A 12,929-nucleotide genomic window follows, 5' to 3' on the forward strand; every position below is an offset into this window, starting at 1 on the left:
AATAATACCTAAATAATTTATGAGTGAAAAAATAGCAATTTTAAGTGCATATAGTTTTGTTAATATAGAAGAACCGGCGAATTTGATACCAAAGCTTTTGCTTATCGGTAAAAGAAAATATGTTAGAGGTACTATTTTATTAGCTAATGAAGGCTTTAACGGTTCTTTTTCAGGTTCATACGAAAATGTAAATCTTGTACTTGAAGAATTAATAAAGCTAACAGGTCCCAAAGATGTTAACGTTAAAATAAATTATAGTGATGTTCATCCTTTTCAAAAGTTGAAGGTAAGGCTTAAGAAAGAGATCGTAGCGATGAATGTGGAAGATTTGAATGTTGATTTGTTTAAAGGCGAATATATAGAGCCGAAAGATTGGGACGAATTTATCACAAAACAAAATGTCATAGTAATAGATACCCGTAATGATTATGAAGTAGAGGTCGGTACATTTAAATCGGCAATTAATCCTAATACTAAAACATTTAAGCAATTTCCTGCTTGGGTTCAGAAGAATCAAGAATTGCTCAAAGGTAAAAAAATTGCTATGGTTTGTACAGGTGGTATTAGGTGTGAAAAATCCACCAGCTTACTTAAAAGTATAGGTTATGATGAGGTGTATCATTTGAAAGGTGGTATATTGCAATATTTAGAAGATACGAAAAATAAGAATAATTTATGGCAAGGTGTATGTTTCGTCTTTGATGATAGAAGAGCAGTAGCGGATGATTTATCGCCCGCAGAAGGGTATTGGTTACAGAGATAGATGTCAGTGACCTAGTGGTGTATGAATGTATAGGATGTCATGCCATACCTAATCGTCATTGCGAGCAGCCATAGGCTGCGTGGCAATCTCATGAAATAATAACAAACTCCTGAGATTGCTTTGTCAAAATTTGCAGTTTTTTCTTGCAATGACGTTATATAAGTTTTTTATTATTAATATTATGACTAAAACCAAACAAGAAATTTATAATAAGCGTCCGATTTCGCCGCATTTAACTATATATAAGCCGCAAATAAGCTCTACTTTGTCGATTTTGCATCGTATGACTGGCGTAGCTTTGTTTTTTGCAGTATCAATTTTGGCGTGGTGGTTGATTCTTAGTAAATATGATAATAATTATTTACAACTTGCTAAATGCTGTATTATAAAAATATGCTTAGTAGCAGTAAGCTACGTTTGGTTTTATCATTTATGTAATGGTATTCGTCATTTATTTTGGGATATCGGTTACGGCTTTTCTATAAAAGCAGTGAATATCACCGGTTGGTGTGTAGTGGTAGGATCTGTATTATTAACTATGTTACTATGGGTATGAAAGTATACTTGGTGAATTTCAAAAATTAGCTACGTCGTTCTCAAAGAGCTGTGGTACTCACGTATTAAGTATACGTTCCGCTCTTTGCCTTGTGCACTCCTTGCTCTTTGTGAAATTGACCTTCATCTATCGATTCTTCATTTACGTAGTATATAGATGTGATTGTACGGTTTTAAAAAGTTTTTGGTGTCATTCCCGCTTTTGCAGGAATGACACTAATACAAAATATGTTTAGAGAAAATTAATGGTATATGATTTTAAAGTAGAAATTGTAAAAGCAAAAAATAACGGTTCTGCTAAAAGTGGTTCTCATCATTGGTTATCGCAAAGAGTAACGGGGATTATATTAGCTTTATGTTCTATATGGTTAATATATTTTACGCTAACTAACAAAAATAATGACATAAATATTATTATGTGGGAGCTTAAAAAGCCTTTTAACGTAGTAGCATTGTTAATTACGGTGGTTATTTCGTTGTATCATGCAATGCTTGGTATGCGTGTAGTGATTGAGGATTATATAAGTTGTCACAAATTACATAATATATTGATTATAATAGTGCAATTATTTTGCATTGTGACTATTACAGCTTTTGTAGTAGCGATGTTTTATAGGGGATGAATTATAAGGTAATTTATTATGGATATAAACTTAACCAATAACCTAGAAGAATTAGTAATCGCAAAAGTTAATTCATGAATGTATAGTAATGCGAGTGAGGTAGTAGCAGAAGCTTTAAGATTGTTAGATAAATTTGAAAAAGCACAAAGTATTAAATTAGACTTGCTGTGTCAAGCTATGAGTGTAGGAATATATCAAGCAGAGAATAATATATTTAGTGAGAAATCAATTTTAGATTTGATGGATGATTAGTAAGATAGTGTCTTACACATTAACTAAAATTGCTGAAAATGCTTTGCTGCAAATAAAGTATTATAGTGAAGAAGTATGGGGGCAAGAGATAGCCAGAAAATATTGAACTCAAATACATAATAAATGTATAGAAATTTGTAGTTTTCCAAATATAGGGATAAAGCGTCCGGAAATTTTTAAAAATATAAAATCAATAATTTTTAATAGCCATATAATACTGTATTGCTTAATTGAAAATGAAATTAGTATACTTAGAGTGTTGCATAAAAATATAGATATAACTGAAATATATAATAAAAATTAATTTAATGACCAAAGCGTATAATATCATACATCATAAATTTGACGTAGTAGTTGTAGGTGCAGGCGGAGCTGGTCTTCGTTCTGCATTTGGTATGGCTAAAGAAGGGTTAAACACCGCCTGTATAACTAAGCTATTTCCGACTCGTAGTCATACTGTGGCTGCTCAGGGCGGAATTAGTGCAGCTCTTGGGAATATGGGCGAAGATGATTGGCGTTGGCATATGTATGATACAGTGAAAGGTTCAGACTGGTTAGGTGATCAGGATGCCATCGAGTATATGTGCAAGAATGCTCCAGATGTGATTTTAGAGCTTGAGCATTACGGAGTACCTTTTTCAAGAACTAAAGAGGGAAAAATTTATCAGCGTCCTTTTGGCGGTATGACAACAGAGTACGGTAAAGGAAAAGCGGCTCAGCGTACATGTGCTGCGGCAGATCGTACGGGCCATGCCATACTTCATACGTTATATCAGCAGTCACTAAAGCATAAAGTACAGTTTTTTGTTGAGTATTTTGCTATTGATTTATTGATGGAAGAAGGCGAATGTAGAGGCGTAGTTGCTTGGAATTTAGATGATGGAAGATTGCATTGTTTTAGAGCTCATAATGTAGTGCTTGCAACGGGAGGATACGGGCGTGCTTATTTTTCAGCAACGTCTGCTCATACTTGTACGGGCGACGGGGGCGGTATGGCGATTAGAGCAGGTTTGCCGCTGCAAGATATGGAGTTTGTACAGTTCCATCCGACAGGCATATATTCAGCGGGCTGTCTTATTACTGAGGGAGCTAGAGGTGAAGGGGGATATCTCGTTAATGCAAATGGAGAGCGTTTTATGGAGCGTTATGCTCCTGCTGCAAAGGATTTAGCTTCAAGAGACGTGGTTTCAAGAGCGATGACTATCGAGATTCGTGAAGGGCGAGGAGTTGGCAAGTATAAAGATCATGTATTCCTGCATTTAAATCATTTATCGCCTGAGATTTTACATAGCCGTTTGCCAGGTATTTCTGAGACGGCTAAAATTTTTGCCGGTGTTGATGTCACTAAAGAGCCGATACCGGTACTTCCTACAGTGCATTATAATATGGGTGGGATACCTACTAATTACCATGGTCAAGTCATAATCAAAGACGCTAAAAAGCACAATAGCGTAGTAAAAGGACTTATGGCAATCGGTGAAGCAGCTTGTGTATCGGTACACGGTGCTAATAGGCTTGGTTCAAATTCTTTGCTTGATTTAGTGGTATTTGGTAGAAGTTCTGCATTAAAAGCAGCTGAACTTATTAAACCGGCAAGTCCCCATAAGCCGTTAAAAGAAGACAGTCTTGAAAAAATTATAAATAGATTTGATAAAATTCGTTATAATAACGGTAATATTTTAACTGCAGATTTAAGGCTTAAAATGCAAAGAACTATGCAAAGCCACGCTTCGGTATTTAGAACTCAAGAGGTACTAGACGAAGGAGCAGGCATGATTAGTGAGATAAGAAGTGGCTATAAAGATATAAAAATTAACGATAAATCTTTAATTTGGAATAGTGATTTAGTAGAAGCTTTAGAGCTAGATAATCTACTTGATCAAGCTTTGGTTACGGTATATTCGGCAGCTGCAAGGAAAGAGAGCAGAGGAGCTCATGCTAGGGAAGATTATCCTGATCGTAATGATGGAGATTGGATGCAACATACTCTTAGCTCTATCGATGAAGCAGGTAAAGTAGTTCTTGATTATAAACCTGTAACGCTAACTACTTTAACCGATGAGATAAGTGCAATTTCACCAGCAAAAAGAGTGTATTAATGTATATACTCGGTGAATTTCAAAAATTGGCGTCGTTGTTTCGTAGATACCAAATCGTCATTGTGAAGAGGCATTGTTGCTTAGACTCCCAGTCGTCATTGCGAGAAGAATTATGTAGTAATTCGACAAAGCAATCCAGTTAAAAAATACTAAATTTATAGCATTTTTTTCCTAGATTGCCACGTCTCTTCGCGCCTCGCAATAACGATAAGGCTGATTCGTATGGGAATAAATCTATAATAATTTATGTTTGAGTATTTAATAAAATTTTATCCAAAAATCCTTTTTATTGTAGAAGGGACTCTAGTAACTTTAAAATATAGCATTATTGCCGTTATATTCGGTTTAGTGATAGGGATGCTATTGGCTATTTGTAAGGTAAATAAGAATCGTGCTTTAAGGCTTTGTGCAAATTTCTATACTTCTATTTTCAGAGGTACCCCTTTATTAATTCAATTAAGTATTATTTATTTTGCTTCACCTTATATCATAGGCGTTAAATTTAGTGTGTTTATGGCGGGAACTATTTCTTTTTCCCTTAATTCGGGAGCATATGTTTCCGAAGTAATCAGGGCGGGTATTAATGCAGTTGATAAAGGGCAATTTGAAGCGGCTGAAGCTCTTGCTATTCCAAAGTTTTTAATAATGAAAGATATAATTCTGCCGCAAGCAGTTAAAAATATCTTTCCGTCATTAGTAAATGAGCTTGTAAATTTGATTAAAGAATCAGCCATTATTTCTATGCTTGGAGAAATGGATTTAATGCGTAGAGCACAAATTGTATCAATTGAAACATATAATTATTTTTTTCCAATGTCTATTGCTGCTTGCTGTTATTATATTTTAGTGATGTTAATCAGCTTTATAGCAAAAATAATTGAGAAAAAAATGATTGTTAATTAAAACATACTTGCTTTTATGGAAAAAGTCATTATAATTTAAATTTAGTGTAATTTACAAATTTTTATAGTTTGTATTTAGAAATGATTTAAAATAAAGGGTGGAAGTATTTTTGCACCCTTTAATTATCGTATATATAAGTTTTTTTGGAGTATTTTTTAATGCCGACATATAATCAATTAGTACGTTTTGGGAGAAAGTCAAAAATTCGTAAGACCAAATCTCCTGCCTTAGAATCTAATCCTTTTAAAAGTGGTGTTTGCCTAGTTGTAAAAACCGTTACCCCTAAAAAGCCTAACTCTGCACTTCGTAAGATTGCAACGGTGCGTTTAAGTAATAAAAGAACAGTAAATGCATATATTCCCGGTGAAAAGCATAGTGTAAAAGAGCATGATAGGGTATTAGTAAGAGGCGGTCAGGTTCCTGATCTTCCGGGGGTGAAATATCATATCGTACTCGGTGCATATGATATTGCTGGAGTTAAAGGACGTAAGCAAGGTCGTTCACGTTATGGTGCTCCTCGTAAACAAATTGCAGTTACAAAAAAATAAATTATTAGTTAGAGAGAAAAAATAAAATGTCACGTCGTCACGCTGCTGAAAAGCGAGTAATTTTACCTGATATGAAATATAACAGTATTTTACTATCAAGATTTATCAATAATATTATGAAAGAAGGGAAGAAAGTCCTTGCAGAGAAAATTGTTTATTCAGCCTTTAATAAAATTGAAAAGAAGCATAGAGTTGATCCATATCAAATTTTTAATAATGCTATGCATAACGTGAAGCCATATTTAGAAGTAACTTCTGTTAGGGTTGGAGGAGCTAATTATCAAGTTCCGACGCATGTTGATGAAAGAAGAGGATACGCTCTTGCTAGCCGTTGGATTATTAATGCTGCGTCAAAACGTTCTGAAAAAATGATGATTGATAAACTTGCCGAAGAGCTGTTTGAAGCTTCTAATAATAGAGGCGTCGCCATTAAGAAGAAAGAAGATACTCATAAAATGGCTGAAGCTAATAAAGCTTTCTCTCATTTTAGCCCTAAAAAAATGAAATAAGGTAGGGTATATAATGAGTAAAATAAATAAACTTGAGCATATTCGTAATATAGGAATATGTGCTCACATTGATGCCGGTAAAACCACAACTACCGAACGTATTTTATATTATACAGGTAAATCACATAAAATAGGTGAAGTTCATGAGGGCGGTGCTACCATGGACTGGATGGAGCAGGAGCAAGAACGCGGTATAACCATTACCTCAGCTGCTACTACTTGTAGATGGCAAGATAAGATAATTAATATTATCGATACTCCTGGACACGTTGATTTTACTATCGAAGTAGAGCGTTCGCTTCGTGTTCTTGACGGTGCGGTTGCAGTATTTGACGGTGTAGCAGGTGTTGAACCTCAGTCTGAAACGGTTTGGAGGCAAGCAGATAAATATAATGTTCCCAGAATGTGTTTTGTCAATAAAATGGACAGAATGGGAGCAGATTTTTATAGATGTGTTGAAATGATCAAAGATCGTTTAGGAGCAAAACCGCTTGTTATTCAGTTGCCTGTAGGGATTGAAGAAAATTTTAAAGGTATAATTGATATTATTAAAATGAAAGCAGTGATTTGGAAAGATGAATCACTTGGTGCTGAGTATTGTGAAGAAGAGATACCTGCAGACATGAAAGACAAGGTTGAAGAATGTCGTACTAAACTACTTGATGTGGTTGTTGAGTTAGATGACACGATTATGGAAAAATATTTATCAGGTGAAGAAGTAACAGAAGAAGAGATTAAAAGACTAATCAGAAAAGGTACTATTTCAGCAGCATTTTATCCTGTTTTATGCGGTAGTGCTTTTAAAAATAAAGGAGTACAGCCTTTACTTGATGCTGTAGTAGATTTCCTACCTTCGCCTATTGATATAGGTATAGTAAAAGGTATAGAAGTAAGTACCGGTGAAGAAAAAGATTTTCCTATTTCGGTAACTGAGCCTTTTGCAGCTTTAGCATTTAAAATTATGAATGACCCGTTTGTCGGTTCATTAACTTTTATTAGAATATATTCAGGTAAAATTGCTTCAGGCACCACTGTTATTAATACCGTAAAGAATAAAAGAGAAAAAATCGGTAGAATGCTATTAATGCATGCTAATAATCGTGAAGACGTAAAAGAAGCATCAGCAGGTGATATAGTAGCTTTAGCAGGTCTTAAAGATACTACTACCGGTGATACGTTGTCTGATGTGGATAAGCAAGTAATCTTAGAAAGAATGGAATTTCCGGAGCCTGTTATTGAGCTTGCGGTAGAACCTAAATCAACAGCTGATCAAGAAAAAATGGGTCTCGCACTTTCTCGTTTAGCAGCTGAAGATCCATCATTTAGAGTTTCAACGGATCATGAAACAGGACAGACAGTGATAAAAGGAATGGGAGAACTCCATTTAGAAATTATCATTGATCGTATGAGAAGAGAATTTAAGGTTGAAGCAAATATTGGGGCTCCTCAAGTAGCATATCGTGAAACTATAACAAAAGCTTGCGAAATCGATTATACCCATAAGAAACAATCCGGCGGTGCAGGACAATTTGCTCGTGTAAAAATTATTTTTGAGCCTCTAAAAGAGGTAAAAGAGCTAAAAGATGAATATAAAAATAAAACTTTTGTCTTTGAAAGTAAAATCGTTGGTGGTGCCGTGCCTAAAGAGTATATACCAGGTGTTGAAAAAGGTTTAAATAATATTAGAGAAACCGGTGTTATTGCTGGTTATCCTATGATTGACTTTAAAGCGACTTTAGTTGATGGTGCGTTTCATGATGTAGATTCTAGTGTACTTGCGTTTGAAATTGCAGCAAAAGCAGCGTTTAGAGAGGGAATGACGAAAGGTAATCCTAAATTACTTGAGCCGATTATGAAAGTTGAAGTTATCACTCCTGATGAATATATGGGTGATATTATAGGTGACTTAAATAGTCGTAGAGGACAAATTCAAAGCATGGATCCAAGAGGAAACGCTCAAGTAGTTACTGCGAATGTTCCTTTAGCAGAAATGTTTGGTTATGTTAATACGCTTAGGTCTTTATCTCAAGGTAGAGCTCAGTTTAGTATGATATTCTCTCATTATGATCAAGTGCCGAGTCAGGTAGCTGATGTTATTAAAGCTAAAAAATAATTGATGGGTCTAATTAGATATAATTAATGTCATGTCTTGCAAAGGTAAATGTTGTTTTACTATGACAGCTTATAAATTAGAAATACTAATATTATAGTAGTTTTTAATAATAGCAAATATTTTTAATAAATTCATTGATTTTTTATTAAAAATATGATAGGAGTGTAGCTCAATTGGTAGAGCGCCGGTCTCCAAAACCGGAGGTTGCGGGTTCGATGCCTGTCGCTCCTGCCATTATAGGTTTAGAGCTTTTTTGCTATAAAATATAGAGTTTTTACAAAATTTGCTTATAGAGAAACATTTGCAAGAAGTTACTGCACCTCGAATCGTAGCGTACATGCTAGTATGTGAGAATTCCAGTGTTGGATCATTGTCTCTAGAAGTAGAATGTTGTAAGAAGTCTAATAAATTACCTAATAAAAATATGTTTAAAGAATATAAAATTTATAAGTTTTGTGAACAAGTTAAACAAGAAACTTATAAGGTAGTTTGGCCAACTAGAAAAGAGCTTGTTGCTTCAACATTAGTAGTAGTAGTAGCAGTTTTTATTTTTAGCCTAATTTGTTTGGTACTTGATTATAGTATACATAACATAATGCAGCTTTTGCTTAATATCGGCAAATAGTATAAGGAATAAATTGTGACAGAACAGAGTATAGATAATATATTGCCTTCTTCTAAAAAAAATGTAAAGCAGTGGTATGTAGTACATACGGCATCAGGAGCAGAGAAACGTATTAAAGAAGATATGCTGAAAAAAATCGCTAAACAGAAAATGACAGATTTTTTTGAAGATATATTAATACCTGTTTTTGGAGTTTCTGAAGTTAAACGAGGTAAAAATGTCAAGGTAGAAAAAAAACTAATGCCGAGTTATATCTTGATAAAGATGAATATGACTGATAAATCTTGGCATTTAGTAAAAAATATATCTGGGGTCACTGGCTTTTTAGGAAGCAAAACCGCACCAAAAGCTCTTACGGAAAGCGAAATACAGAATATTTTTAATAATCTGGAAGCAGAAGCTAAAGAAGCAAAGAATTCTAAATTGTATGAAGTTGGTGAAATAGTGATTGTTACAGACGGTCCTTTTGAAACTTTCATCGGTATGGTAGAAGAAATAGATCAAGAAAAAAATAGGCTAAAAGTTTCAGTATCAATATTTGGTAAAGCAACTCCAATAGAACTAAATTTTAACCAAGTAAAGAAAAATGATTAAAAGTTTTGTACTAATCAGTATATTGTGTTGTATGTTGTTGCTATTGGTCTAATCAAGGTCGTTGATGTTATTTCTGCGAAAGCAGGAATCTAGCACAACTTATAAAACACTTGTTTTTAAGATATATTTTATTTGAGATTTCTGCTTTTGCAGAAATTTATACATTAATTAATTTAAGAGAAAAATAAGGATATTTATAAATGTCTCAGAAAGCAATAAAAGGTTATATTAACTTGATAATTCCAGCCGGCGGTGCTACTCCTGCTCCTCCTATAGGACCGGCTCTTGGGCAAAGAAAAGTTAATATTAAAACATTTTGTGATGAATTTAATAATAGTACAAAAGATACGGAAAGAGGAGTACCTTTGCCGACTTTAATTACTGTTTACGAAGATAGTAGTTTTTCTTTTAAAATAAAAACTCCTCCTGCCTCTTATTTTTTAAAGAAGTATGCTAAAATTACTAAAGGTTCTAGTGCTACTAAGAAAGAAGCCATAGTAGGTAAAGTTACTATGGATGATTGTCGTGAAATTGCAAAGTTAAAAATGCCTGATTTAAATACAAAAGATATTGAAGCAGCAACAAAAATTATTTGTGGTAGTGCTGTATCTATGGGACTTGAAGTGGTAGGGAATTAATTATTATGTCAAATAAGAAAGATGTTGTCGTAAAAATTAGCGGCGGTAAAAAAATAAGAGAAGCTAGAGAAAAAGTAAAATCAGATACTTTATATAATTTAACAAATGCAGTTGAGCAATTAAAATCAGCATCATATGTTAAATTTGATTCAACCTTAGAAATAGTTATGAAGCTTGGAATTGATCCTAGGCATTCCGATCAAATGGTACGTGGTGTAGTTAATTTACCTGCCGGTACAGGTAAAACCGTAAGAGTTGCCGTTATTTGTAAAGAAGAAAGAGAAGAAGAAGCGAAAAGTGCCGGGGCAGATTTAGTAGGTTCAACAAATATTATTGATGAAATTAAATCAGGGAAAATTAATTTCGATGTATGTATAGCTACTCCCGATATGATGGCAGCGATAGGTTCAGTTGCAAGAATTTTAGGACCAAAAGGTTTAATGCCTAACCCTAAACTTGGTACCGTAACTTTGGATATTAAAAATGCTATTAAAAATGCTAAAAGCGGTCAGGTAGAATATAGAGCAGAGAAAGCAGGTATAATTCATGCAGGGCTTGGAAAATTATCTTTTTCAGACCAAGATCTATTAAAAAATTTAAATGCGTTCATTGATGCAGTAATTAAAGCGAAACCTGCCGGATTAAAAGGAAATTATTTAAAAGCAATATATTTATCTTCTACTATGGGAGCATCGGTACAAATAGATTTGACTAGTATAGCATAATTTTTATAGCCGTTTAACGTAGTATAGTAATAATAATAAAATTTTGTTATTTTAAGCATTTGTATCAGTTTTAATATATTAAACTGTGTTATAAAAGGAGAATTAAAAGGTGTTAAGATCAGAAAAGTCGGTAGCAGTAGAGGATATTGTAAATATTTATAAAGAATCGCCCTCCGTAATTATTACTCATTATCATGGGTTAACCGTTAGTCAAGTGAGTTCACTTAGAGAATCACTTAAATCTAAAGAAGCAGGTTTTAAAGTAGTTAAAAATACTTTAGCAAAAATAGCTGCAAATCAAACAGGGCTTGATAGTATTGCTAATTTATTTGCAGGCCCTACTGCTATTGTTTATTCTAAAGAACCGGTTGAGATAGCAAAATTAATAGTTAATTTTGCTAAGGCTAATGATAATCTTAAGATTATTGGTGGAATAGTCGATAATCACGTATTAGATGAACATTCAATAAAAGAACTTTCTAAGCTACCTTCACTTAATGAGCTTAGAGGTAAAATTGTTGGGTTATTACAAGCACCGGCTATTAAGGTTGTAGGTGTTTTACAAGCCCCATCTTCGAGTATGGCGAGAGTAATACAAGCACATGCTAGTAAAAATTTAACTTAAAGGTTACTGCACTAGGGATTTTAATTAATAATTAAAACGCTTTTATAGTGAAAATTAATAAGGTTTTTATAGGAAATTGTTCTTATTTTAAAAAAATCTTATAATTTGCAGCAAAAAAGAATTTAATTAACTTTGAAATACTTGATGCAGTAATTTCTCAATATAAAAAAAGTAAAAAGGAAAAAATTATGGCAGATTTAGCTAAAATTGAAGAACAATTATCATCATTAACATTAATGCAAGCAGCTGAGCTTGTGAAAATGCTAGAAGAAAAATGGGGCGTATCTGCAGCAGCACCTGTAGCTGTCGCAGCTGCTGGTGCATTAGCTCCTGCGCCTGAAGCAGCTGCTGAAAAAACTGAGTTTGAGATAGTTTTAATGGCTGCAGGTGATAAGAAAGTTGAAGTAATTAAAGTCGTAAAAGATATTACGGGTCTTGGTTTAATTGAAGCTAAGAAATTAGTTGATGAAGCTCCAAAGCCTATGAAAAGCAATGTGAAAAAAGCAGAAGCTGAAGAAATCAAAGGTAAGTTAGAAGCTGCCGGAGCAAAAGTTGAATTAAAATAATTATTTCTGCACTAGGTTCTGTAAAGAAAAATTAAATGATGCGTATTTTTAGATGTTTTTAAGTAAAAATTAGTAAGATTCTTGTTGGCACAGTTATCTGTATTCCAAAAAAAGTCTTGTGGTTTTCAATCAAAAATAACTAAATATAGATTAATTTTTTTACAGGACCTAATGTTTTTTGCATTACATGATAAAATATTTTATAGCTTTAAATTAACTTCTTAAAATCTAAAAAGCCTTATTTTAGTAATTAAATTTGAATAAGGCTTTTTTGTTTAAAAATTATTTTAAAGTTAATGTAAGTTATTTTTTTGAAATAGGTTAAAGCTATTACATTGAAAATCTTATTGATTAAAATAATTTTGTTAACGTATCATACGTCTAGAAATTTAAATTATTGAAATTTTCTAGGTTCTGTGAACATTTATAATTGATTTTTAATAAAAATTAATGAGATTTTTGAAGGAACAGTACCTAATGTTTAAAAAATTTTATAATTTTTTGTAACAAACAAATAACTAAAATCAAATCTTTTTAGAAATGTTCGAAGAGCCTATACAAGATCTAAATAGGAAACTTATTAGGTTTCTTTAATTTAAGTGCTATGTAAAAAAATTTAACACAGTATATTTTATTTTACTGCAAATTATAAGCATTTTATTGAAATAGGGAGCTATTTCAATAAAGATTTTGCCGTTTAAAATATTAATAATTTAAATTTTATATACAGGACCTAGGTTTTGAACATTTGTGATTAATGATTATAATTAGGGGATATTTTAAAGCAAAAA

The 12,929-nt window shown here is 33.0% G+C and carries 15 protein-coding genes and 1 tRNA gene; all 16 read left to right on the forward strand.

Annotated elements, in window-relative coordinates; all coding sequences use genetic code 11:
- Positions 1-19 precede the first annotated feature (19 nt).
- The 16 genes from trhO (at position 20) to rplL (ending at position 12,138) form a co-directional block, all read left to right on the forward strand.
- Positions 20-763: an oxygen-dependent tRNA uridine(34) hydroxylase TrhO gene (gene trhO, locus A452_RS0100430; RefSeq protein ID WP_014413195.1), complete on the forward strand. Its 744-nt coding sequence runs from the start codon at positions 20-22 to the stop codon at positions 761-763.
- Positions 764-944: 181 nt separating this feature from the next.
- A complete protein-coding gene (gene sdhC / locus A452_RS0100435) occupies positions 945-1,319 on the forward strand; it encodes a succinate dehydrogenase, cytochrome b556 subunit (protein WP_014413194.1) in 375 nt (124 codons plus the stop codon).
- 244 nt (positions 1,320-1,563) lie between these two features.
- Entirely contained in the window at positions 1,564-1,941 is a 378-nt protein-coding gene (gene sdhD, locus A452_RS0100440; protein WP_014413193.1) for a succinate dehydrogenase, hydrophobic membrane anchor protein, read from the forward strand.
- Positions 1,942-2,019: 78 nt separating this feature from the next.
- On the forward strand, positions 2,020-2,193 hold the full coding sequence (locus A452_RS10315) for a hypothetical protein (protein ID WP_014413192.1): 174 nt from the start codon (positions 2,020-2,022) through the stop codon (positions 2,191-2,193).
- Positions 2,194-2,501: 308 nt separating this feature from the next.
- The gene (sdhA, locus tag A452_RS0100455) at positions 2,502-4,292 is read left to right on the forward strand and encodes a succinate dehydrogenase flavoprotein subunit (RefSeq protein ID WP_014413190.1); all 1,791 of its coding nucleotides are present in this window, start codon (positions 2,502-2,504) and stop codon (positions 4,290-4,292) included.
- A gap of 246 nt (positions 4,293-4,538) precedes the next feature.
- Positions 4,539-5,195: an amino acid ABC transporter permease gene (locus A452_RS0100460; RefSeq protein ID WP_014413189.1), complete on the forward strand. Its 657-nt coding sequence runs from the start codon at positions 4,539-4,541 to the stop codon at positions 5,193-5,195.
- 158 nt (positions 5,196-5,353) lie between these two features.
- Positions 5,354-5,743 (forward strand): 30S ribosomal protein S12, encoded by a 390-nt coding sequence (rpsL, locus tag A452_RS0100465; protein WP_014413188.1) that lies wholly within the window; start codon positions 5,354-5,356, stop codon positions 5,741-5,743.
- 26 nt (positions 5,744-5,769) lie between these two features.
- Positions 5,770-6,252 (forward strand): 30S ribosomal protein S7, encoded by a 483-nt coding sequence (gene rpsG, locus A452_RS0100470; protein ID WP_014413187.1) that lies wholly within the window; start codon positions 5,770-5,772, stop codon positions 6,250-6,252.
- Between the two features lie 13 nt (positions 6,253-6,265).
- Positions 6,266-8,365 carry an elongation factor G gene (gene fusA, locus A452_RS0100475; protein ID WP_014413186.1) on the forward strand — a complete coding sequence of 700 codons (2,100 nt, stop codon included), beginning with the start codon at positions 6,266-6,268 and terminating at the stop codon, positions 8,363-8,365.
- Between the two features lie 158 nt (positions 8,366-8,523).
- Positions 8,524-8,599, forward strand: a tRNA-Trp gene (locus A452_RS0100480).
- Between the two features lie 190 nt (positions 8,600-8,789).
- Positions 8,790-8,990 (forward strand): preprotein translocase subunit SecE, encoded by a 201-nt coding sequence (gene secE / locus A452_RS0100485; protein WP_014413185.1) that lies wholly within the window; start codon positions 8,790-8,792, stop codon positions 8,988-8,990.
- Positions 8,991-9,005: 15 nt separating this feature from the next.
- Complete coding sequence (nusG, locus tag A452_RS0100490) at positions 9,006-9,584, forward strand: transcription termination/antitermination protein NusG (RefSeq protein ID WP_014413184.1); 579 nt, start codon at positions 9,006-9,008, stop codon at positions 9,582-9,584.
- 200 nt (positions 9,585-9,784) lie between these two features.
- Positions 9,785-10,222, forward strand: coding sequence for a 50S ribosomal protein L11 (rplK, locus tag A452_RS0100495; protein ID WP_014413183.1), 438 nt, complete (start codon positions 9,785-9,787; stop codon positions 10,220-10,222).
- A gap of 5 nt (positions 10,223-10,227) precedes the next feature.
- Positions 10,228-10,947 (forward strand): 50S ribosomal protein L1, encoded by a 720-nt coding sequence (rplA, locus tag A452_RS0100500; RefSeq protein WP_014413182.1) that lies wholly within the window; start codon positions 10,228-10,230, stop codon positions 10,945-10,947.
- Positions 10,948-11,056: 109 nt separating this feature from the next.
- The gene (gene rplJ / locus A452_RS0100505; protein ID WP_014413181.1) at positions 11,057-11,572 is read left to right on the forward strand and encodes a 50S ribosomal protein L10; all 516 of its coding nucleotides are present in this window, start codon (positions 11,057-11,059) and stop codon (positions 11,570-11,572) included.
- A 188-nt stretch (positions 11,573-11,760) separates the two neighbouring features.
- Positions 11,761-12,138: a 50S ribosomal protein L7/L12 gene (gene rplL / locus A452_RS0100510; protein ID WP_014413180.1), complete on the forward strand. Its 378-nt coding sequence runs from the start codon at positions 11,761-11,763 to the stop codon at positions 12,136-12,138.
- Positions 12,139-12,929: the final 791 nt, after the last annotated feature.

This window comes from Rickettsia australis str. Phillips, from assembly GCF_000273745.1.
GTDB lineage: Bacteria > Pseudomonadota > Alphaproteobacteria > Rickettsiales > Rickettsiaceae > Rickettsia > Rickettsia australis.